We start from the raw sequence: 23,052 nt of genomic DNA, 5'->3' as shown, positions 1-23,052 counted from the left end.
GGCGGCTGCGGCCGCCGCGGATAATGGCACAGCGGGAGTCGCACAGTGCAGACAACGCCACACTGGTCATTGGAGCAGTTGCCAGACATGGATGGAGCGCAGTTCCGCCAGTGGCAGGCTTTGCTGGAGACGCGTACCGGCGTTTGCGTCAGCGAGCAGCGCCGGGCGTATCTGCAGACCAGTCTCGGTGCGCGCATGCGTGAACTGGGCATCCGCGACTATCAGGCCTATTACGACCACGTCACCCGGGGCATCAGTGGGGCACTGGAATGGTCGGCTCTGGTCGAATGGCTGACCGTACGTGAGACCAGCTTCATGCGCCACCGCGCATCCTTCGACTGCGTGGCACGGTTTCTCGACCAGCGCCGGGCAGCGGATGATCAGCGGCCTGCGCAGTTCTGGAGTGTCGGTTGCGCCAGCGGCGAGGAAGCCTATTCTCTGGCTATCATCATGGAGCAGAGCCTGGCGGCGAACGGTCATGAACGGCGCGACTACGGTGTGTGGGCAACGGATATCAGCCAGCACGCGCTGGATCAAGCCCGCGCCGGTTGCTATTCGGCCCGCCGATTGGGCGGCCTGACCGATGCCGAACGCGGGCAATGGTTTGAACAACTGCAGGATGGACAGTATCGAGTGACGCCGGCGCTGCGTGACCGAGTGTGCTTCACTCGACTGAACATCCTGGAACTGGCCCAGGCCCCGATCCGGGACCTGGATATCATTTTCTGCCAGAACTTGCTCATCTACTTCCGGCGCTGGCGCCGTCGAGACCTGCTCAACCAGCTGGCAACGCGGTTGGCGCCGGGCGGCATGCTGGTGATCGGGCCGGGTGAAATAATGGACTGGAATAATCCCCTGCTGGAGCGCGTACCCGATGAGCGGGTACAGGCTTACCGGCGGCGGAACAGCATGGAATGTCTGGAGTGACTATGGGTGATCGGCATGATTATGTCGCCCTCGACTGGGTCAAAGGCGAAATTTCCGAGACGCTGAATCAAGCGCGTCAGGCCCTGGAAGCCTTTGTAGATAACCCCGAGGATACGACGCGCCTGCGTTTTTGCCTGACCTATATCCACCAGGTTCATGGCACCTTGCAGATGGTGGAATTCTACGGCGCAGCCCTGCTGGCCGAGGAGATGGAAAAGCTTGCTCAGGCGCTGATGCATGGCACCAGCCATCGGGAAAACGAGGCGCTGGAAGTGCTGATGCAGGCGATCCTGCAGATGCCAGCCTACCTCGACCGGGTGCAGAGTGGTCGGCGTGACCTGCCGCTGCTGTTGCTGCCGCTGCTCAACGACATGCGCACCGCGCGGGGCGAAAAGCTGTTGTCGGAAAACGCCCTGTTCAGCCCCGACCTCGCCGCGGGCAGATCAGCCGGGGCAGCCCAGCAGGTCGATTTCACCAGCGAGCAGGTGACCCTGCAGTTGCGCAAGCTGCGCCAGGCCATGCAGATCGCCCATGCGGCAATCATCCGTGAACAGAACGTACCGGCCAGCGCCCACCAACTGGTTCGGGTCTTCGGCCGTCTGGAGAACCTTTTCCAAGGCACCGGTTTCGCCGAGCTGTGGAGTATTTTCGCTGGCGTGGCGGAAGGGCTGGAGACGGGTTCGATCGACAATGGCGCCGCTATCCGCCAGCTCCTGCGCCAGGCTGACCGCGAGCTGCGTCAACTGCTGGACGATACCGCCAGCATCGCCGACCGCGCGCCAGCTCCGGAATTGCTGCGCAACCTGCTGTTCTATGTGGCCAAGAGTAACGGCGACAGCCCACGACTGACTGCGCTGAGACAGCAATACCAGTTGCAGTCGCTGTGGCGCGAAGATGATCAGGCAGCAGCCAGCGACAACCGCATGGTCGGGCCGGACCGCGGCACCATGCATTCGGTTGCCCAGGCGCTGGATGAGGAGCTGTTGCAGGTCAAGGAGCGTCTGGATCTGTTCGTGCGCAGTACCGAGCGCGCGCCCCAACTGCTCGAAGAGTTGTTGCCGGCGATGAAACGTATTGCCGACACCCTGGCGGTGCTGGGCCTTGGCCAGCCGCGGCGCGTGCTACAGGAGCAGGTCGAGCGGGTCGAGATCCTGAGCCGCGCCGATACCGCACCGAGTGATGCGCAATTGATGGAAGTGGCCGGCGGCGTGCTCTATGTGGAAGCCAGCCTGCATGGCATCTTCGCCATGGATCGCACCCCGACCGAGCCCGAGGAAGATGATCGCCAGAGCCGGCAACTGGCCGGCGCCCAGGACATGTTCCTGGTGCAGCAACAGGTGGTGCTGGAGGCGCGCAATGCGCTGGAACAGACCCGAGATGCGATCAATGCCTTTATCGCCGGGCAGTGGGATCATGCCCAGCTGGAGCCGGTGGATGACCTGCTCAACAGTGTGCGCGGCGGACTGGCCATGTTGCCCCTGGAGCGTGCCGCCGGCGCGGTTGCCGCCTGCCGGCTGTACCTGAGCCAGCAGTTAGTGCGCGAGCGCAAGGTGCCCGACTGGGAAGCGCTGGATGCGCTGGCCGATGTCATTACCAGCATCGACTACTACCTGGAGCGGGTGGCTGAGGATAATGCCGACCGCGGCGATAGCATTCTTGCAGTCGCCGAGGAGCGCCTGGCATCGCTCGGTTATGGCCCGGAGCAACTGGCGGCGCTGGACTGCGCAGCGGAAACGCCGCCCGAGCCCGTTGCCCCGGTCGTACCTGTTACGCCAGCCGTGGCGGCGTCCGAAGACGATGATGAGCTGGACCCCGAGCTCATGGAGATTTTCATCGAGGAAGTCGGCGAAGTGCTCGACAGCTTCGATGAGTACCTGCCCGCCTGGCAGGCGGACACGCAGGACAAGGCGGCCCGCACCGAGGTGCGGCGCGGCTTCCATACCCTCAAGGGTAGCGGTCGTATGGTGCGTGCCGGGATCCTGGCCGAGCTGGCCTGGTCGGTCGAGAATATGCTCAACCGGGTCATCGATGGCAACGTCGAGGCCAGCCCGGCGGTATTCACGGTGGTCAATGCGGTACGCGCGCTGATCCCCACCCTGCTGGATGATTTTGCCGCTGGCCATCAGCGTACCCTGCCGGAGGTCGAGCAGTTGGCGGCACAGGCTGATGCCCTGTCTCGTGGCGAACCGCTGCCCGTACTGGAAGACCAGACCGAATCCTGCAGTCTGCCGACTGCCGAACGGGAGATCCTGTCTACCGATGCAGAGCTGGAGCCGGCCGAGGCCGCCGAGTCGATGGATGCCCTCCCGCCGATAGAGGAGCTGGAGCTGACCGCGCTGGATGACATTGATGACGTCGCTCCGTCGTCGCCGACAGAATCAGGCGAGCCGGCAGAAGACTGGGCTGCCGAACCAGTTGCTGAAATCGAGGCGGAATTCGAATCTGAAACAATCGCAGCCGAGCTGGCAACTGATGTCCAGGCCGAGGTCGAACAAGCCGACGTCGAGCCTGCGGATATGGCAGCGCTGCTGGAGCCGTCTGGCTCTGATTATTCGGTGGATGCTGAACCGAGCGAACCGACTGATGGGCCAATCACCATTGAGCCGGAGGTCGACCAGCCGACTAGTGAGCTGGCAGATACGGCAGAGCTGGACCCGCTACTGCTGAAGATCTTCCGCGCCGAGACCCAGGCCCATATCGAGCAGATCAACGGCTTCCTCGACAAGAGCGAACAGCAACTGCCGTGTCCGCTCAGCGACAGCCTGCAACGTGCGCTGCATACTCTCAAGGGCAGCGCGCACATGGCCGGTATCCAGCCGATCGCGGTGCTGGCGACGCCACTGGAAAAACTGACCAAGGATTTCAAGGGCAACTTGATTCCGGCCGACCAGGCGGTGATCGAGCTGCTGCGCGACGCGGTGAATATGCTCGAAGCCTGGCTGGACCGGGCGGATGCCGCCTCGGTCGAACCGGTTACTGGCACCGATGCCTTCCTGCAGCGGCTGGACGCCATCTACCGCGATGGCATGGAGCGACGCGACAACAGCCGGGCCGATCTGGATGGGCCATCCGATGCCAGTCTGTTGTCGATCTTCCTCACCGAGGGCGTCGACTTGCTGCTGGATGCGGTGGATGAACTGGCGCATTGGCCGCCGGTTGCCGCCATCGACCATACCGGCCTGGCCCGTGCTCTGCGGGCATTGGCCGAGGTCGCGGTGGAAGTCGAATTGCCGGCGATCGACGAGCTTTGTCAGGGCCTGGAAGATGTCCACGAAGCGCTGATTGGTCAGCGCCTGCCCTTCACCGCCGAGGTGGCGGCATGTCTGGCCAGCGGCCATGATCGGTTGATCGGCATGATGGACCAGGTAGCGGCGCACCAGCATGTGCAGCCGGCTGCTGATGAGCTGGCAGCCTTGCAGGCGCTGTTCCAGATCAGCCCGCCCAGCATGGACGAAGTGTCCGCGCTCGACGGCAGTATCGCCCAGGGTGCAGCAGACACCTGGCATCCGGCGGACGCCGGTACCGACGCTGAATTGGTGGACATCTTCCTCGATGAAGCCCAGGAAATTCTGGATACATCCGCAGCCAGCCTGCAGTTCTGGCTGGCTGAACCCGATAACGAAGCCCCCCTGCATGCCCTGTTGCGGGATCTGCATACGCTCAAGGGTGGCGCGCGGATGGCTGAAATCCGCCCGGTGGGTGATCTCGCCCACGAGCTGGAATTTGTCTATGAAGGCTTGGTAGCGCAGCGCTTCAGCCTGATCGACGGCTTGCCGGAGCTGTTGCTGGCCTGCCAGGACAGCTTGACCGACATGGTCGAAGGCGTAGTGGCGGGGCGGCCAATCAGTGACGGCATGCGGTTGGTCCGGGCGATTCGCGATTTCCGTGCCCAGCCGGATCAACCGCCGCAGTGGGCTGACGTGGCTGATGCCCCGGTGGCCGACGCAACACCACCGCAGCCCGCTACCCCCTCGGCGGAAGCAGGCATGCTCGGCATGTTCATCGAAGAGGCGCTGGAGTTGCTGCAGCCATGCGCTGATCTGCTGGCGCGCCGCGACGCCGAACCGGCAGCAGCTGATGAGCTGTTGCACCGCATCCAGACGCTCAAGGGCAGTGCCCGTCTGGCCGGTCGCACCGCTGTGGCGGAGCAGGCGCGCCAGCTGGAAACCGCGCTGCAGCAGGCTACCCTGGCGCCGGCCGACGAGCTGAGCGCAATGCTGGCCGAGCTGCAGACGATGATTGAGCAGTTGGCCGATGGACATCAGGATGCCGGCGAGTGGGTCACGCCCATTATGCCGGCACCGGCGCCGCTGTCGGTCTCGCCGGAGCGGTCATTGGCCGAGGTCCGGGCGCTGTTGCAACAGGCAATGGAAGGCACCCGGGAATCCGCGCAGACCAACAGCCGTGGCGCGGTACAGGAAACCATCAAGGTACCCGCCGGGCTGCTGGAGGATCTGGTCAACCTGGCCGGTGAAACGTCCATTTTCCGCGGCCGCGTCGAGCAACAGGTCAGCGACATCAGCCAGACCCTGAGCGACATGGAAAGCACCATCGAGCGGGTACGTGATCAGCTGCGCCGGTTGGACATGGAGACCCAGGCGCAGATCCTGTCACGCCACCAGGAAGAGATCGAGCAGGGTTACGAGGACTTCGACCCGCTGGAGATGGACCGCTATTCCCAACTGCAGCAGTTGTCGCGTTCGCTATTCGAGTCGGCCTCGGACATGCTCGACCTGAAGGAAACCCTGGCCACCCGCAGCCGCGATGCGGAAACCCTGCTGCTGCAGCAGGCGCGGGTCAATACCGAACTGCAGGAAGGTCTCATGCGCACCCGCATGGTGCCCTTCGAGCGGTTGTTGCCACGCCTGCGTCGGGTGGTGCGCCAGGTATCTTCGGAGTTGGGCAAGCAGGTCAATCTGGCGGTGGGCAGCGCTGAAGGGGAGATGGACCGCAGCGTGCTCGAGCGCATGATGGGGCCGCTGGAGCACATGCTGCGCAATGCGGTCGACCATGGTATCGAGTTGCCGGCGCTACGCGTGGCCGAAGGCAAGCCAGAGGCAGGTAGTGTCACCCTGGATGTACACCGCGAGGGCAGCGAGATCGTCATCCGCCTCAGCGATGACGGGCGCGGTGTCGATCTGCAGGCGGTGCGGGACAAGGCCATCGAGCGTGGACTGATGGACGCCGATGCGGCACTGACCGACCAGGAAGTGTTGCAGTTTATCCTTGAGGCCGGTTTCAGTACCGCTCAGCAGATCACGCAGATTTCCGGGCGTGGGGTCGGCATGGACGTGGTCAATGCCGAGATCAAGCAGCTGGGTGGCAGCATGACCCTGGCCACCGAGCCCGGCCAGGGCACCAGCTTCAATATCCGCCTGCCGTTCACCGTGTCGGTGAACCGGGCGCTGATGGTGTATTCCGGTGAAGACCTGTATGCCATTCCGCTGAATACCATCGAAGGTATTGTGCGGGTGTCCGGCTATGAGCTGGAAGCCTACTATGCGCCGGATGCGCCGCCCTTCGACTATGCCGGCAAGTCCTATGACCTGCGTTATCTCGGCGACCTGCTGGTCACCGGCCAGCAGCCCAGGCTGAGCGGGCACAGCCTGCCGCTGCCGGTGATTCTGGTGCGCGGTACCGATCACAGCGTGGCGGTGCAGGTCGATGCCCTGGCCGGTTCGCGGGAAATCGTGGTGAAAAGCCTCGGCAAGCAGTTCGCGGTCGTGCCGGGTATTTCCGGCGCGACCATCCTCGGTGATGGCCGGGTCGTGGTGATTCTCGATCTGCTGGCGGTGATCCGTGCCCAGCAGGCCTTGCTTTCGCAGCAGCAACTGGCTGCCGAAAGGGCCGCGGCGGGGGCGACGCCGACCCACCGTGCGACGCTGGTGATGGTGGTGGATGACTCCATCACCGTACGCAAGGTGACTACCCGCCTGCTGGAGCGCCATGGCATGGAGGTGGTGACCGCCAAGGACGGTGTCGACGCCATCGCGCGCCTGCAGGATATCCAACCGGACATCATGCTGCTGGATATCGAAATGCCGCGCATGGACGGTTTTGAAGTGGCCACACTGGTGCGCCATGACGAGCGGCTGAAAGACCTGCCGATTGTCATGATCACCTCGCGTACCGGCGAGAAGCACCGTGAACGGGCGCGCAGCCTGGGTGTGAACGAGTACCTCGGCAAGCCCTATCAGGAAACCCAGCTGCTGGAGGTTATCGACAGCCTGGTTGCGCTGCGTGACTGACGCCCAGGCGCCCACCATCGCGCTGCTGGTCAGCAGTGAGCGTGGGCGCCGGACGTTGGGCCAGGCGGTCCAGGGCTTCGGCTACCAACTGGTCTTCGACACCGCGCCGGAGCGGGTCCAGCTCAGCGAACTGACCGAGGTGGTGGCGGATCTGTGGCTACTGGATATGCCAGACGAATCAGCACTGGCGGATTGGTTACTGGAATCCAGCCCGGTACCGGTGCTGCTTGGCTCGGGGGAGATACCGCCGCCCGAACACGAGGATCATGTCCGCTGGCAGCGCCGGCTGTTACAGAAACTCAGCGCGCTGCTGGGTGACGCGCCGCAGGCACCGCCGGTACGGCTGGTGCCGACGCCGCTGCCCGTCAGCCGTCGCTGCGTATGGCTGCTGGGTGCGTCGCTGGGCGGCCCGGCAGCGGTCAAGCAGTTCCTGGATGTGCTGCCGGCGCAGGCGCCGGTGGCCTTTGTTTACGCGCAACATATCGACGCCGGCTTCGAGTCGCAGTTGCCCCATATACTCGGTCGTCAGAATGCCTGGCGAATCCGCAACTGCACGGAAGGTAGCCAGTTGCAGCATGGTGAGGTGCTGGTAGCGCCGATCGGCCGGATGCTGCATTTTGGTGCAGAAGGCCAGGTGCAACTGCAGGAACAGCCCTGGCCCGGCGCCTATCAGCCGGCGATAGAAACCTTACTCGATGAGCTGGCCAGAACCTTCGCGCCGCACTGCGGGGCGATCATTTTCAGCGGTATGGGTGAGGATGGCGTGGCCGCCTGCGGTCGGCTGCGTCGGCAGGGGATGGAAGTCTGGACGCAGAGCGCGGCCAGTGCCGCCTGCTCAACCATGCCCCAGGCCGTGCGAACAGCCGGCTACAGCAGTCGCGATGGCTCGCCCGACGAGTTGGCCGCCGCCCTGCAACAATGGCTAGAACAGGAACGTGCGGCGGATGCCTGAGGCACGGCGCGCAGTGAGAGGAATAATGCGATGACAGATGCACTGGAAAGCTTGAATGGCCTGATTGTTCCCCTGGCCGGGCAACCGCTGTTGCTGCCCAACGTGGCGGTGGCGGAACTGGTCGGCTATCGCCTCAGCCAGCCGGCGAATGACGGGCCGGCCTGGTTCCTCGGCTGGATACTGTGGCGTGACCAGCGGGTACCGCTGATTGACCCCGAAGTCCTGCTCGGCCAGCCCGCCGCGGAGCCGCCCCAGGCGCCGCGCAGCCTGGTGTTGAATGCGGTGGGTGGGCGTGCGGGTTCGAGTTTTATCGCCATGCGGGTACGTGGTATCCCGCGCTCGAAGAAGATCATCCGTGGGGAAATCGACGCGGCGGGCAGCGCCAGCGAGTTCGTCAGCCAGCCGGTGCGACTGGCCGATGAAGCGGAAACCCTGCTGATTCCCGACCTGGCGGCTATCGAGCAGGCATTGGCGCAGGCCGGCGTGCTGCCGGCGGAATAACGGGCAGCCCCGCTAGGAGCCTTCGCTCTGTTGTTGGTTCGTGCAGCATGCCTGTCTGCTGCATGTTCCGCAAAGACGCCGTGAATACGTCCCTGTAGGCTCCCTGTTGCCATCCCTGGCAACAGAGGCTTTGCTCCACATGCAGCAGACAGGCATGGATGGCTCAGGTGGGGCTTGACTCCCGCATCCTCAGTGCCCGCTGCGCTCAGGCCACCTGCACCGGAAACATCAGCCGCGCTTCGGTACCGCCGCCGGCGCGATTGAGCAGTTGCACGCTGATGCCATGGCTGTCGGCGATACGCTTGACGATCGCCAGACCCAGGCCGGTGCCCTTGGTGGAGCGCGCCCGGTCGCCGCGAATGAACGGCGTGAACAGGTCTTCGCCTTCACTTTGATCAATGCCCGGGCCGCGGTCCAGCACACTCACCACCACGCAGGGCTGAATGGCGCTCTGCTCCAGATAGCTGCAGACCTCCACCCCGGTGCCGCCATGATTCAGCGCGTTCTCCACCAGGTTGGTCAACAGCCGCTTGATCGACAACCGCCGCAGCGCCAGATCCGGAATCGGATCCAGCCATAGCCGCACCAGATCCTCGTTGACGTTGACCGGCGCGACCACCTCGCGAATCAACTCGTTCAGATCGCAGGGCTCGATGGGTTCGGCGCTGCCGTCACGGATATAGGCCATGAACTGATCGAGAATCGCGTCCATGTCTTCGATATCGCGGATCATCCCGTCGGTCAGTTCGGGTTCGACACCGGACATCAGCTCGGTGGACAGGCGCATGCGGGTCAGCGGGGTGCGCAAGTCATGGGACACCCCGGCCAGCAGCAAAGCGCGGTCATTGTTGGCCTGCTCGACATCCTGAGCCATCTGGTTGAAGGCGCGGTACACCTCGGCAATCTCCGCCGGGCCGCTGGTATCCAGCAGTCGCACGCTGTGGCCCTGGCCGATGCGCTGGGCGGCGCGTTCCAGCACCTTCAGCGGCCGGTTGAGCTGGCGCACGAAAATCCAGGCGGCGCCAGTGGAGAGCATGCCGATCAGGCTCAACCAGCTGACCACCAGCCAGATCCGGTGACCGCGCAGTGGATGAGCGTACAGCGGCACTTTCAACCACTGATCGCCGTAGCTCGGCTGATGTACCCAAATCGCCGGCTGGTCCACGGTCTGTACGCGAATCTGGGTACGGTCACCCAGCTCATCACGCAGCTGATTGGTGAACACGCCGGAATAGGGCCAATGGATTTCCCCCGGGGGCACCAGGCTTTCGTGTATCAGCTCCATGCCGGAGAGCGCCTGCATATCGGCCCGGGCCTCGGGGCCACTGGCCCAGTAGGCCTGTACCAGCATGGCGGTGCCGTGGCTGTACTGGCGATCGACCAACAGGTCCTCGTTGCTCATCAGGTAGAGCAGGGTGAGGATCTTGGAAAACAGCGTGACCAGCAGTACCAGCAGCAGAGTGCGGGCAAAGAAGCTGCGTGGCAGCAGCGGATGCCAGCCGGGGCCGCCCTTCACTGTTGTTGGCCATCCGGCACGAAGACGTAGCCAACTCCCCAGACTGTCTGGATATAGCGCGGCTTGGAAGGATCGGGTTCGAGCAGACGGCGCAGGCGCGAGATCTGCACATCGATGGAGCGTTCCAGCGCATCCCATTCACGACCGCGGGCCAGTTGCATGAGCTTGTCGCGGGTCAGGGGCACCCGTGGATGGTGCACCAACGCCTTGAGTACGGAGAACTCACCGGATGTCAGCATATGCACTTCATCGCCGCGCTTGAGTTCGCGGGTGGCCAGGCTGAGTACGAAGTCGCCGAAGGTCACTTCGTTGTCATCGGCTGAGGGCGCGCCGGGAATCTGCGGCGCCTGGCGGCGCAGCACCGCCTTGATCCGGGCTACCAGTTCGCGAGGGTTGAAGGGCTTGGGCAGATAATCGTCAGCGCCCATCTCCAGGCCCTGGATGCGGCTGGTTTCATCGCCCTTGGCGGTGAGCATGATGATGGGCGTGGTGGTGCCCCGTTCACGCAGGCGGGCGCAGGCCTTGAGGCCGTCTTCACCAGGCAGCATCAGGTCCAGCACGATCAGCGAAAACAGCTCGCGGTCGAGCAGGCGATCCATCTGCGCGGTATTTTCCACCGCGCGGGCGCGATAGCCTTGCTCGCTGAGAAAACGCTCCAGCAGGCGACGCAGGCCCGCGTCGTCATCCACGATCAGTATTTTTTCGCCTTCATTGCTCATAGGGCCACCACCTTTTTCGAAGAAATGTATTGTCGCTGATGCCAGTTGTCGCGGGAGCTGGCCATTGTTACAAGAGGTTTCCCCCGGTGCGATGGACTAACCGATGGCCATCGTCGGGGGACCGGGCTGCATCCCGCGGCGGCGACTCGGTTATACTGCCGCGTCTGAAATGATCGATGTGGATATCTAGCCATGGACAGTATTGCCTCGCGTATCGCTACCGAACTGGCGGTGCGCCCCGAACAGGTGACCGCGACCGTCGGCCTGCTCGACGAGGGCGCCAGCGTGCCCTTTATCTCTCGCTACCGGAAGGAAGTGACCGGCAGCCTGGATGATACCCAGTTGCGCTACCTCGAGGAACGGCTGCGCTATCTGCGCGAGCTGGAGGAGCGCCGCCAGAGCATTCTGGCAAGCATCGGCGAGCAGGGCAAACTGACCCCCGAGCTGGAGCGCGACATCCGCCAGGCCGAGACCAAGACCGGCCTGGAAGATCTGTACCTGCCCTACAAGCCCAAGCGCCGCACCAAGGGCCAGATTGCCCTGGAAGCCGGCCTCGGCCCGCTGGCCGAGCAGCTGTATGCCGATCCGAACCTGAATCCCGAACAACTGGCTGCCGACTTTGTTGACGCCGACAAGGGTGTGGCCGATACCAAGGCTGCATTGGACGGCGCCAAGTACATTCTCATGGAGCGTTTCAGCGAGGATGCCCGTTTGCTCGAACGGCTGCGTCAGGCCCTGCGCCAGGACGGCCGGGTGGTGTCCCGACTGGTGACCGGCAAGGAGCAGGAGGGCGCCAAGTTCCGTGACTACTTCGAGTATGACGAGCCGCTGCGCAATGTGCCGTCGCACCGGGCGTTGGCGATTCTGCGCGGGCGCAACGAGGGTATTCTGAACATCGCCCTGCAGTTGGGCGACCCGGAGGCACCGGCCACCGCCAGCCACCCCTGCGAAGGCATGATCGCTGAGGCGGCGCAGATCAGTGACCAGGGCCGGCCTGCCGACCGCTGGCTGAACGAGGTGGTGCGCTGGACCTGGCGGGTCAAGTTGTCCGGCCATCTGGAAACCGAGCTGCTCGGCGAGCTGCGCGAGGCGGCGGAGGATGAAGCCATCCGCGTGTTCGCCAGCAATCTCAAGGATCTGCTGCTGTCGGCGCCAGCCGGGCCCCGGGTTACCCTGGCGATGGACCCGGGCCTGCGCACCGGCGTCAAACTGGCCGTGATCGAGGCCACCGGCAAGCTGGTCGATACTGCGACCATCTTCCCCCACGCACCGCGCAACCAGTGGGATCAGTCGCTGGCGGTGCTGGCGACGCTGTGCCGCAAGCACCAGGTCAACCTGATCGCCATCGGCAACGGTACCGCCTCGCGCGAGAGCGACAAGCTGGCCAGTGATCTGCTCAAGCAGTGTCCCGAACTGAAGATGCAGAAGATCACCGTCTCCGAAGCCGGCGCCTCGGTGTATTCCGCCTCGGAACTGGCAGCGAAGGAATTCCCCGACCTGGACGTGACCTACCGCGGTGCGGTATCCATCGGCCGCCGGCTGCAGGACCCGCTGGCAGAGCTGGTGAAAATCGAGCCCAAGGCCATCGGCGTTGGCCAGTATCAGCATGACGTATCCCAGGTGAAGCTGGCGCGCAGCCTGGATGCGGTAGTCGAGGACTGTGTGAACGCCGTCGGCGTCGACCTCAATACCGCATCGGTGCCGCTGCTGACCCGCGTATCGGGGCTGAATCCGACCATCGCCCGCAACATCGTCGACTACCGCGACCAGCACGGTGCCTTTGCCAGCCGCCGCGAACTCCTGAAGGTCAGCCGGCTGGGCGATAAGACCTTCGAACAGGCAGCGGGTTTTCTGCGGGTAATGAGTGGCAGCAACCCGCTGGATGCCTCCGCCGTGCATCCGGAGGCCTATCCGCTGGTCCAGCGGATCGCCGAGCAGACCGGCCGCGACATCCGTAGCCTGATCGGCGACTCGGCATTTCTGCGCAAGCTGGATCCGGCGCGCTATACCGACCAGCACTTCGGCATCCCGACCATCACCGATATCCTCAGCGAGCTGGACAAACCCGGGCGCGACCCGCGCCCCGAGTTCAAGGCGGCTACCTTCCAGGAGGGCGTGGAGAAGATCAGCGATCTGGAGCCCGGCATGGTGCTCGAAGGCGTGGTCAGCAACGTGGCCAACTTCGGTGCCTTCGTCGATATCGGCGTGCATCAGGATGGTCTGGTGCATATATCCATGCTGGCTGACAGCTTCGTCAAGGATCCGCGCGATGTGGTCAAGGCCGGCGACATCGTCAAGGTCAAGGTGCTGGAAGTGGACATTCCGCGCCAGCGCATCAGCCTGACCATGCGCATGGGCGACCAGCCCGGGGCCACAAGCAACGCCCGTGCCGGTGCTCCGGCTGGTGAGCGCAATCGTCCGCGCCAGCCGCGGGCAGACAAGGGCCATGCTGGCTCCCCGCCACAGGCCGGTGGTACCTTTGCCAACCTGTTTGCCAATGCCAAGAACCTGAAGAAGCGATAACCATGAGCCAACACCCGAAACTGAGCGACATCCAGGACAACCGCATGAGCCCCTTCACCGAATCCCTGGGCCTGGAGCTGGTCAGCCTGGATCAGGAGGGCTGCACCATGCGCCTGGAAATCAGCCCGCAGCATTTCAATACCACGGCGCGGGTCCATGGCGGCGTTATCTTCAGTCTGCTGGACTCGGCCATGGGCGCGGCCGTCTACGCCCGGCTGGACGCCCATGAGGCAACCGCTACCATTGAATGCAAGATCAACTACACCCGCGCGGTCACCGGTGGGGTACTGGAATGTCGGGCCAAGGTGGTGCATGCCGGCACGCGGACCATGGTTGTCGATGGCGAGGTCTGGCAGGACGGCGCGCTGGCCGCCAAGTGCCTGGGTACCTTTGCCCGCATCTGAACCGGTCGCCGATAGCCGACGCCGATCATTTTCACCGTTTGAGGAGTGACGCGCTTGTCACCACTGTTGAAGCAACGCCTCGACCTGCTGGCACAGCCGGCGCTGCAGAGCAGCCTCGCTGCCTGCATGCATGGCATCGAGAAGGAGAGCCTGCGCATCGATGCCGGCGGGATTCTGTCACAGCAACCCCATCCTGCCGGGCTGGGATCGGCGCTGACGCACCCGACCATCACCACGGATTATTCCGAAGCGCTGATCGAGCTGATCACCCCGGTGAGTCGGAATATCGATGGACTGTTCCAGCATCTGGACGAGATTCACCGCTTTACCTATGGCGAGCTGGGCGAGGAGCGGCTGTGGACCGAGTCCATGCCCTGCGTGTTGCCGGCCCGTGACGAGGACATTCCCATCGCCTGGTACGGTAGCTCCAATGTGGGCATGCTCAAGCATGTCTACCGGCGCGGTCTGGCGGTGCGTTATGGCAAACCGATGCAGTGCATTGCTGGTATCCACTACAACTTCTCGCTGGCGCCCGAACTGTGGGAGGCGCTGCGTCAGCAGGACCATGACGCGCGCAGCGAGCAGGATTATCAGTCCGAGCGTTATGTAGCGCTGATCCGCAACTTCCGCCGTTACGCCTGGCTGTTGATGTACCTGTTCGGCGCATCGCCGGCGCTGTGTGCAAGCTTCCTGCAGGGGCGGGATCACCGGCTGGAGCCACTGGGCGAGAAGAGCCTGTATCTGCCCTACGCCACCAGCCTGCGCATGAGCGACCTGGGCTACAACAACGATGCCCAGGCGGACCTGAGCGTCTGCTACAACAGTCTGGACAGCTACATCGCCAGCATGCAGAAGGCGATCAGCCTGCCCTATGCGCCCTACGCCGCGCTGGGCACCCATGATGCCGATGGCCAGTGGCAGCAGCTCAATACCAACCTGTTGCAGATCGAGAACGAGTTCTACAGTTCGATCCGGCCCAAGCGCGTGGCGCGCAGCGGCGAGAAGCCGGTGCACGCGCTGGCCGCGCGGGGCGTGGAGTATGTCGAAGTGCGCTGCATGGATATCGATCCGTTCAGTCCGCTGGGGATCGAGCCGAGCACCGCGCACTTTCTCGACAGCTTCCTGTTGTTCTGCGCGCTGGCCGATAGTCCGGCGATGTCTGACGAGGAGTGCCGGACGAGCAACGACAACTTCGCGCTGGCAGTCAAGCGCGGCCGCGAGCCGGGTCTGCAACTGATCCGCAAGGGCCAGCCGTGCAGCCTGATCGAGTGGGGCGAGCACCTGCTGGACAATATCGCCGCTTGCGCCAGCCTGCTGGATCAGGCCGGGCAGACCACCGCGCACAGTGACAGCCTGCAGCTGCAGCGCGACAAGCTGCATGATCCGGCACTGACCCCCTCGGCGCGGGTGCTGGAGGCGATTGCCGAGCACGGCAACAGCTTCTTCCGCTTTGCCCTGGGGCAATCCGAGGCGCACCGCGAGCATTTCCTGGCACGGCCGCTGAGCGCCGCGCAGTCGCAGGAGCTCGCCGCCGTGGCTACCCAGTCGCTGGCGGATCAGGCAGCCGTTGAGGCAGCCGATCAGGTGGACTTCGATACCTACGTGGCGCAATACCTGAGCCAGTAACGACTGGCGGGTGGCGCCGGAGTTGCCGCGGCTGGCAGTTGTCTTATGCAGGGTGATCAATCACCGGTATGGTGATTGACCCCACCGCAGTGGGCCCAGCTAGACTGTGGAAAATACCCAATCAAGGAGCCACCATGAAAGCCGTACTGTGCAAAGCCTACGGACCTGCCAGCACGCTGTCGCTGGAAGAGACCGCCGATCCGGTCGCCAAGGACAATGAGGTTGTCATCGATGTCCACGCCGCCGGCGTCAACTTCCCTGACACCCTGATCATCGAGGGCAAATACCAGGTCAAGCCGCCGTTCCCCTTTTCGCCAGGTGGTGAAGCCGCCGGTGTGGTTGCCAGTGTGGGCAGTCAGGTCACCCATCTGAAGCCGGGCGACCGGGTCATGGGGCTGACCGGCTACGGCGGTTTTGCGGAGAAAGTAGCGGCCGCCGGTACTCACGTGCTGCCGATGCCCGATGATATGGACTTCGTCACCGCGGCTGGCTTCAGCATGACCTACGGCACCTCCATGCACGCCCTGGCCCAGCGCGGCAATCTGCAGCCCGGCGAAACCCTGCTGGTGCTCGGCGCCTCCGGTGGTGTTGGCCTGGCGGCGGTGGAAATCGGCAAGGCCATGGGCGCCCGGGTGATCGCGGCGGCCTCCAGTGACGAGAAACTGGAAGTTGCCCGTCAGGCCGGCGCCGATGAGCTGATCAACTACAGCGAAGGCGAGCTCAAGGAGCAGGTCAAGGCGCTGACCGGTGGTCAGGGCGCTGACGTGATCTACGATCCGGTGGGTGGTGACCTGTTCGACCAGTCCATGCGCTGCATCAACTGGCGCGGACGGCTGCTAGTGGTCGGTTTCGCCAGCGGCCGGATTCCCGAGCTGCCGGCCAACCTGGCTCTGCTCAAGGGCGCTGCGGTGGTCGGTGTGTTCTGGGGTGCCTTTGCCAAGCGCGAGCCCCAGGCCAACCTCGAGAACTTCCAGCAGCTGTTCCGCTGGTACAGCGAGGGCAAGCTCAAGCCGCTGGTATCCCAGACCTTCGAAATGAACCAGTACGAAGCAGCGTTGACCACCCTGACCACGCGTCAGGCCGTGGGCAAGATCGTCATCAAGACGCGTTAAGCCTCTGCGGCTTCGGGTTAGGGACGGGTTTGTCCGCGAGGAGCTGTAGAAAGCTTCGCGGACAAGGCCGCTCCTGCCTCTTGCCACCGCCCTGCCTTCAATTGGCCCCGGCAAAACCCTGTTGCCGCCAGGCCTCGTAGACCAGCACCGCAGCACTATTGGACAGATTCAGGCTCCGGTTATCCGGATGCATGGGGATGCGCAGCACCTGCTCGGGTGGCAGCGCGTCACGGATATCCGCAGGCAGGCCACGGCTTTCCGGGCCGAACAGAAATAGATCCCCTGGCTGATAGCTGACCTCGCTGTAGCACTGCCGGCCCTTGGTGCTCAGGGCGAACACCCGGTTGGGTTGTACCTTCGCCAGACAGCTGGCCAGATCCGCATGGGTCTGCACCGGTGCGTACTCGTGATAATCCAGTCCCGCCCGGCGCAGGCGCTTGTCATCCAGTTCAAACCCCAGGGGTTCAATCAGATGCAGCTGGCAGCCGGTATTGGCGCACAGCCGGATGATATTGCCGGTATTGGGCGGGATCTCGGGTTCGAGCAGGGCGATATGAAACATGCGGCGCATTCCAGTGAAAAACGCGCCAGTGTAACCGGAATTGGTTGGAGCCAGACAGAGATTGAGGCAGCGGGGATACGCTTTCAGCAGGAGCGACCTTGGCCGTCGGCCCTCCAGTATTTGCCGTAGCCAAAAAAAGGTGACCCCAGCCTGCCTGAACCGGAGCCACCCCAATACACCCACTGACAGACTAAGCAGCTAGTGTGCCAGTTTCATTGCAGATCCATGATCATTCGGTGTCGTCCTCCTCATCTGCACCCAATTCCAGGCCCAGGTCCTTGATCTTGCGGGTCAGGGTATTGCGGCCCCAGCCCAGCAGCTGTGCGGCGTCCCGGCGGCGGCCGGCGGTGTGCTTCAAGGCGGTCTCGATCATGATGCGTTCAAACGCAGGCACTGCCTGATCCAGCAACTGGGTGACGCCGCGGGCCAGCTCACGGTCGGCCCAGATGCGCAGACTGTGCTCCCAGTGACCGTCGCCTGCACTGTCCTGGTGCTGAACGAGCAACTCCGGCGGCAGGTCTTCAACCAGCACTTCCCGGCTGGACGCCATGACGGTGATCCAGCGGCAGGTGTTCTCCAGCTGGCGTACGTTGCCCGGCCAGGGCAGGCCGCGCAGATAGTCGCGGGTCTGCGGCTTGAGAATCTTGGGCTCCACGGCCAGCTCCTGGGCCGCGCGGGAGAGGAAATGCTGGGCCAGTGTCGGGATATCCTCCCGGCGTTCGGACAGGCGCGGGATATGGATGCGGATGACGTTCAGGCGGTGGAACAGATCCTCGCGGAACTTGCCGGCCTGCACCAGGCTTTCCAGATCCTGATGGGTAGCGGCGATGATCCGCACATCCACCTTGATCGGCGTATGCCCACCGACCCGGTAGAACTCGCCGTCGGCCAGCACCCGCAGCAGGCGGGTCTGGGTTTCGGCGGGCATGTCGCCGATCTCGTCGAGAAACAGGGTGCCGCCATCGGCCTGCTCGAAGCGTCCGCGGCGCTGCATGGCGGCGCCGGTGAAAGCGCCTTTTTCGTGACCGAACAGCTCCGATTCCATCAGATCATGGGGGATCGCCGCCATGTTCAGAGCAATGAAGGGATTGCGTGCCCGCGGACTGTGGCGGTGCAGCGCATGGGCCACCAGCTCCTTGCCGGTACCGGATTCACCATTGATCAGCACGGTGATATTGGAGTGGGACAACCGGCCGATGGCGCGGAACACCTCCTGCATGGCGGGCGCCTCGCCGATGATTTCCGGCGTGTGGCTGATCTGGTCGCCAGCGCTGTGATCATCCTCATGGCTATGAGCCAGGGCGCGTCGCACCAGCGATACCGCCTCATCCACATCGAAGGGCTTGGGCAGATACTCGAAGGCGCCGCCCTGGTAGGACGCCACGGCGCTGTCCAGGTCGGAATGGGCGGTCATGATGATGACCGGCAGTTTCGGATAACGCTCGCGGATGCTCGACAGCAGCTCCAGGCCGCTGGTGCCGGGCATGCGGATATCACTGATCAGCACATCGGGGCGCTGCTGGCGCTGCAGGCGGGCCAAGGCGCTGTCGGCACTGTCGAAGCACACCGGTTGCATCCCGTCCTGTTGCAGAGCCTTTTCCAATACCCAGCGGATGGAGCGGTCATCGTCGACGATCCAGACGTCAGCAGTTCGAGTCATTCTTCCTCTCCCGGAGTGAATTCAAGCGGCAGAAACAGGGTAAAAACGGTGCAACCCGGCACGCTTTCGCATTCGATCAGGCCGTGGTGCCGGGTGACGATATTCTGGGTGATCGACAGGCCAAGGCCGGTGCCGTCGGCGCGCCCGCTGACCATCGGGTAGAAGATGCTGTCGACGATGCCCGGGGCGATGCCGGGGCCGTTATCGAAAATCTCCAGCCGGCATACCAGGCGATGGCGCCGGGGGCCGATGGTGAACTGGCGCAGGGTACGGGTGCGCAGGGTGATTTGACCATGCTGGGTGGCCGGTTCGGCGAGCAGCGCCTGCATGGCGTTGCGCACGATGTTCAGCACCGCCTGGATCAGCTGTTCGCGGTCACCCATCAGGTCCGGGATGCTCGGATCGTAATCACGCAGCAGTTGCAAGTCGCCCTGGGTTTCGGCTTCCACCAGGCTGCAGACCCGCTCGGTGATTTCATGGATGTTGATGCGTGACAGCTGCGGCGGGCGGTAGGGGCCGAGCATGCGATCAACCAGGTTACGCAGGCGATCGGCCTCCTGGATGATCACGTCGGTGTAGTCCTGCAGCTCCGGCTGCGGCAGTTCCCGGGCCAGCAGTTGCGCCGCACCGCGGATGCCACCCAGCGGATTCTTGATCTCATGGGCCAGCCCGCGTACCAGTATCCGGGTCACTTCCTGCTTGGACAGTTGCGCCTCCTCCCGGGTGATGCGCAGTAGCCGGTCACGGGGCAGCAATTCCAGCAATACCCAGTTGCGCTCCTCTGCGCTGACCGGCGTGACCGAATAATCGGCAATCAGCGCCTGGCCATTGCTCAGGTTCAACTGGGCTTCGCGTTTGGTGAAGGGGCTCCCGGTGGCCAGCGTATTGCGCAGGGGCTGGAGGGACTCCACCGAATCGCTGAACAGACTGTCGAGGCGCTGGCCAGTGACTCGCTGACCGCTGACCTCAAGCAGCATTTCCGCTGCGGGGTTCATATAGTTGACCTGCAGGTCGGCATCCAGCAGCAGTACCGCGGTGGTCAGGTTATCCAGAATCTGGCGCAGAAAGAGATTAGGTAGCATGGGGCATTATCCACGACGCTGTGGGCGGCTGTTCCGCCAGCTGTTGCAAGAAGCGAACCAGATCAGCGCGTGCTGCCCGGCGCGTGCGCAGAGCTTGGGCATATACTTGGGCAGCGGTCCGCTGTATGCCGGGCACGGCAGAGAAAGAGCAACTGGAAGCGTGCCAGGGCAGTGTCCGGTCGGCGAATCACTATGGCACGAAAAAGGGGCATGCGCACCATAATGGTGCGCAAAGGTAGCTTAACCGCCGGTACCCGGCTTGGGCACATTGGGCGCTCTGGGTGCAGCGGGCGCCCGGGGTGCCTGATTGGCGCCGCCGCGACCCGGTTGGTTGAGCGAGGTGCGTTGCAGGTGCACGGTGATCGGCGCGCTGCGCTGCAGCTCTTCACCCCGGGCATTGACCACGACCACGGCAACCTGGTGGCTGCCCCGGTCGACATTACGCACCGTCAACTGATGCATCGCCGCACCGTTGCCCGGCACGGCGCTGTCGCTCAGCACCCCGTCCAGGGATACCCGCAGCAGATGGCTGCCACTGAGCGGCGGGTCGGTCTGCACTACCAGGGTGAGATCACCTTCGTTGCTGCGGATATTGCTGTCATGGGCGGGGCTGGTGATGTTCAGCTCCCGATAGAAGCTCGCGTTGCCGCTGTCGGTCGGCGGGTCGCTGGACCTGGGTTGCGCAGCGGCCGGCGCCGGCGCGATGACATTGGTCGGCCCCAGTTCAACGGTGCTGGCACCAGGACGGGGCTGATCGGAGAAGATGCGGTTTCCGTCCGCATCGGTCCAGGAATAGATCTGCGCGCCCGCCGGGCCGGCGAGCAGCAGGGCACACAGGGTGGCGGCCAGGGGTAACCGGAACATACTGTTTCACTCCATTGATGACTGCCTAAGACTTGCACTCAATCGGCGCGCTGGCAAGTGGCGAAGGCAGCAGTGAGACGCCGTTCGGGTATTGCGGATAACCGGTGGTCGGTAGGGTGGACGACAAAAGAAAACGCCCCCGGAATCGGGGGCGTTGCCAGGTGCGCAGGTCAGGCGCCGATCAGCGCGCCTTGGCGACCTGCCGCCAGTGGTGCAGCAACGGCTCGGTATAGCCGCTGGGCTGCTCCAGACCCTTGAACACCAGGTCCAGGGCCGCCTGGTAGGCCGGCGAGTTGGTGAAGTCAGTGGCCATGGGGCTGTACTCCGGGTCACCGGCGTTCTGCTGGTCCACTACCTTGGCCATGCGCTCGAAGGTCTCGATCACCTGCTCCTTGCTGACCACGCCGTGATGCAGCCAGTTAGCCATGTGCTGGCTGGAGATGCGCAGGGTGGCACGGTCTTCCATGAGGCCGATATTGTTGATATCCGGCACCTTGGAGCAACCGACGCCCTGGTTCACCCAGCGCACCACGTAGCCGAGGATACCCTGGGCATTATTGTCCAGCTCCTGCTGCTTCTCTTCATCGCTCCAGTTGGCCTGTTCCGCCAGCGGCGCGGTCAGCAGACCGTTGAGCAGGGCTTCCTGCTCATTCTGCAGGGAGATTTTCTCCAGCTCCTGCTGTACAGCCTGCACATCGACCTGATGATAGTGCAGTGCGTGCAGCACGGCGGCGGTCGGCGAGGGTACCCAGGCGGTATTGGCACCGGCCTTGGGATGGCCGACTTTCTGCTCCAGCATGGCTGCCATCAGGTCCGGCATGGCCCACATGCCCTTGCCGATCTGCGCCTTGCCGCGCAGGCCGCAGGTCAGGCCGACCAGCACGTTGTTGCGCTCGTAAGCCTGGATCCACGCGGTAGGCTTCATGTCACCCTTGCGCAATACCGGGCCGCCCTGCATTACGGTGTGCATCTCGTCGCCGGTGCGGTCGAGGAAGCCGGTGTTGATGAAGGCTACCCGGGCGCTGGCTGCGGCGATGCACGCCTTGAGGTTGACCGAGGTGCGGCGCTCCTCGTCCATGATGCCCATCTTGATGGTGTTCTGCGGCAGGCCGAGCAGTTGCTCGACGCGACCGAACAGTTCATTGGCGAACGCCACTTCATCCGGGCCGTGCATCTTGGGTTTGACGATATAGATGCTGCCGGTGCGCGAGTTGCCCTTGCGCTGCAGATCGTGGATGGCGATCAGGCTGGTGCAGACGGCGTCCATGATGCCCTCGGGGATTTCGCTGCCGTCTTTCAGCAGGATCGCCGGGTTGGTCATCAGGTGACCGACGTTGCGGATGAACAGCAGCGAACGGCCATGCAGGGTCAGCTCGCCACCGTCGGCGGTGGTGTACTGGCGGTCGGGGTTCAGCCGGCGGACCATGGCGCGGCCGCCCTTTTCCATCTGCTCTTCGAGGTCGCCACGCAGCAGACCCAGCCAGTTACCGTAGGCCAGGACCTTGTCTTCAGCATCAACGGCGGCGATGGAGTCTTCGCAATCCATGATGGTGGATACTGCGGCTTCCATCAGTACGTCTTTCACGCCAGCAGCGTCGGTCTTGCCGATGGCGTGCTCGCGGTCGATCTGGATCTCGAAGTGCAGACCGTTGTGGACGAACAGCAGCGCATCCGGGTTGGCCGGGTTGCCCTGGTAGCCGGCGAACAGCGCCGGGTTCTGCAGGCCGGTGGTCTGGCCTGACAGCAAGGTGACCTGCAGCTGGCCGTCCTGCACGCGGTAGGCTTCGGCCTGGGTATGGTCGCCTTGTTGCAGCGGGATGCTCTGGTTGAGGAAGTCACGGGCAAAGGCGATGACCTTGTCGCCGCGCACCGGGTTGTAGCCCGGACCGCGCTCGGCGCCATCGTCTTCGGCGATCGCATCGGTGCCGTACAGGGCGTCGTACAGGCTGCCCCAGCGGGCGTTGGCGGCGTTCAGCGCGTAACGGCCATTCATAACCGGTACTACCAGCTGCGGACCGGCCTGCTGGGTGATCTCGATATCGGTGTTGGCGGTGGTGATGCGGAAGTCCGCCGGTACCGGCTTGAGATAGCCGATGGAGGTCAGGAATTCGCGGTACGCCGCCATGTCCCGGATCGGGCCGGGGTTGGCGCTGTGCCATTGGTCCAGCTCGGTCTGCAGGCGGTCACGTTCGGCCAGCAGGGCGCGATTCTTCGGCGCCAGGTCGTGGACCAGCTCGCTGAAACCGGCCCAGAACGCGGCAGCGTCGACGCCGGTGCCAGGCAATGCCTGTTGCTCGATAAACTGATGCAGGGCCGTGTCGATCTGCAGGCCCTGGATGTCCTTGCGTTGAGTCAT

The 23,052-nt window shown here is 63.9% G+C and carries 15 protein-coding genes; 8 read left to right on the top strand and 7 right to left on the bottom strand.

Translation table 11 applies throughout. From position 1 onward, the window contains the following. Positions 1 to 45 precede the first annotated feature (45 nt). From BM267_RS06695 to BM267_RS06680, 4 genes are read left to right on the top strand one after another with little or no spacing between them, the layout of a single operon-like run. Positions 46 to 927: a CheR family methyltransferase gene (locus BM267_RS06695; protein ID WP_036991382.1), complete on the top strand. Its 882-nt coding sequence runs from the start codon at positions 46 to 48 to the stop codon at positions 925 to 927. A gap of 2 nt (positions 928 to 929) precedes the next feature. Beyond that, positions 930 to 7,175 carry a hybrid sensor histidine kinase/response regulator gene (locus BM267_RS06690; RefSeq protein ID WP_036991379.1) on the top strand — a complete coding sequence of 2,082 codons (6,246 nt, stop codon included), beginning with the start codon at positions 930 to 932 and terminating at the stop codon, positions 7,173 to 7,175. Next, positions 7,168 to 8,127, top strand: coding sequence for a chemotaxis protein CheB (locus BM267_RS06685; RefSeq protein ID WP_036992023.1), 960 nt, complete (start codon positions 7,168 to 7,170; stop codon positions 8,125 to 8,127). The genes BM267_RS06690 and BM267_RS06685 overlap by 8 nt, the downstream gene beginning before the upstream one ends. 30 nt (positions 8,128 to 8,157) lie before the next feature. After that, positions 8,158 to 8,628 (top strand): chemotaxis protein CheW, encoded by a 471-nt coding sequence (locus BM267_RS06680; protein WP_036991377.1) that lies wholly within the window; start codon positions 8,158 to 8,160, stop codon positions 8,626 to 8,628. Between the two features lie 205 nt (positions 8,629 to 8,833). Here BM267_RS06680 and BM267_RS06675 read toward each other — a convergent pair whose 3' ends face one another. Together BM267_RS06675 and ompR are read right to left on the bottom strand one after the other, a co-directional pair. Beyond that, positions 8,834 to 10,144 carry an ATP-binding protein gene (locus BM267_RS06675; RefSeq protein ID WP_235818254.1) on the bottom strand — a complete coding sequence of 437 codons (1,311 nt, stop codon included), beginning with the start codon at positions 10,142 to 10,144 and terminating at the stop codon, positions 8,834 to 8,836. Further along, positions 10,141 to 10,863 carry an osmolarity response regulator transcription factor OmpR gene (gene ompR / locus BM267_RS06670; protein ID WP_036991374.1) on the bottom strand — a complete coding sequence of 241 codons (723 nt, stop codon included), beginning with the start codon at positions 10,861 to 10,863 and terminating at the stop codon, positions 10,141 to 10,143. The genes BM267_RS06675 and ompR overlap by 4 nt, the downstream gene beginning before the upstream one ends. A 192-nt stretch (positions 10,864 to 11,055) precedes the next feature. Between ompR and BM267_RS06665 the strand changes: the two genes are divergently transcribed. From BM267_RS06665 to BM267_RS06650, 4 genes are all read left to right on the top strand, one after another. Continuing rightward, complete coding sequence (locus BM267_RS06665) at positions 11,056 to 13,386, top strand: Tex family protein (protein WP_074779182.1); 2,331 nt, start codon at positions 11,056 to 11,058, stop codon at positions 13,384 to 13,386. A 2-nt stretch (positions 13,387 to 13,388) separates the two neighbouring features. Beyond that, complete coding sequence (locus BM267_RS06660; RefSeq protein ID WP_051611162.1) at positions 13,389 to 13,790, top strand: PaaI family thioesterase; 402 nt, start codon at positions 13,389 to 13,391, stop codon at positions 13,788 to 13,790. A 54-nt stretch (positions 13,791 to 13,844) separates the two neighbouring features. Continuing rightward, complete coding sequence (gene gshA, locus BM267_RS06655) at positions 13,845 to 15,416, top strand: glutamate--cysteine ligase (protein WP_036991369.1); 1,572 nt, start codon at positions 13,845 to 13,847, stop codon at positions 15,414 to 15,416. A 134-nt stretch (positions 15,417 to 15,550) separates the two neighbouring features. Then, a complete protein-coding gene (locus BM267_RS06650; protein ID WP_036991367.1) occupies positions 15,551 to 16,528 on the top strand; it encodes an NADPH:quinone oxidoreductase family protein in 978 nt (325 codons plus the stop codon). Positions 16,529 to 16,625: 97 nt separating this feature from the next. Here the strand turns inward: BM267_RS06650 and trmL are convergent, their stop codons facing one another. From trmL to BM267_RS06625, 5 genes are all read right to left on the bottom strand, one after another. After that, entirely contained in the window at positions 16,626 to 17,090 is a 465-nt protein-coding gene (gene trmL, locus BM267_RS06645) for a tRNA (uridine(34)/cytosine(34)/5-carboxymethylaminomethyluridine(34)-2'-O)-methyltransferase TrmL (RefSeq protein WP_036991364.1), read from the bottom strand. Between the two features lie 229 nt (positions 17,091 to 17,319). Then, complete coding sequence (gene ntrC / locus BM267_RS06640; protein ID WP_074779184.1) at positions 17,320 to 18,750, bottom strand: nitrogen regulation protein NR(I); 1,431 nt, start codon at positions 18,748 to 18,750, stop codon at positions 17,320 to 17,322. Then, positions 18,747 to 19,832: a nitrogen regulation protein NR(II) gene (gene glnL / locus BM267_RS06635; protein WP_074779186.1), complete on the bottom strand. Its 1,086-nt coding sequence runs from the start codon at positions 19,830 to 19,832 to the stop codon at positions 18,747 to 18,749. The genes ntrC and glnL overlap by 4 nt, the downstream gene beginning before the upstream one ends. Positions 19,833 to 20,072: 240 nt before the next feature. Further along, positions 20,073 to 20,696: a DUF4124 domain-containing protein gene (locus BM267_RS06630; protein WP_074779188.1), complete on the bottom strand. Its 624-nt coding sequence runs from the start codon at positions 20,694 to 20,696 to the stop codon at positions 20,073 to 20,075. Positions 20,697 to 20,877: 181 nt separating this feature from the next. Continuing rightward, positions 20,878 to 23,052, bottom strand: a complete 2,175-nt coding sequence (locus BM267_RS06625; protein ID WP_074779190.1) for a malate synthase G — start codon at positions 23,050 to 23,052, stop codon at positions 20,878 to 20,880.

The organism is Halopseudomonas bauzanensis (assembly GCF_900114735.1).
Lineage (GTDB): Bacteria > Pseudomonadota > Gammaproteobacteria > Pseudomonadales > Pseudomonadaceae > Halopseudomonas > Halopseudomonas bauzanensis.
Note: the sequence above shows the minus strand (reverse complement) of the source record. Positions and strands in the feature narration are given on the sequence as shown.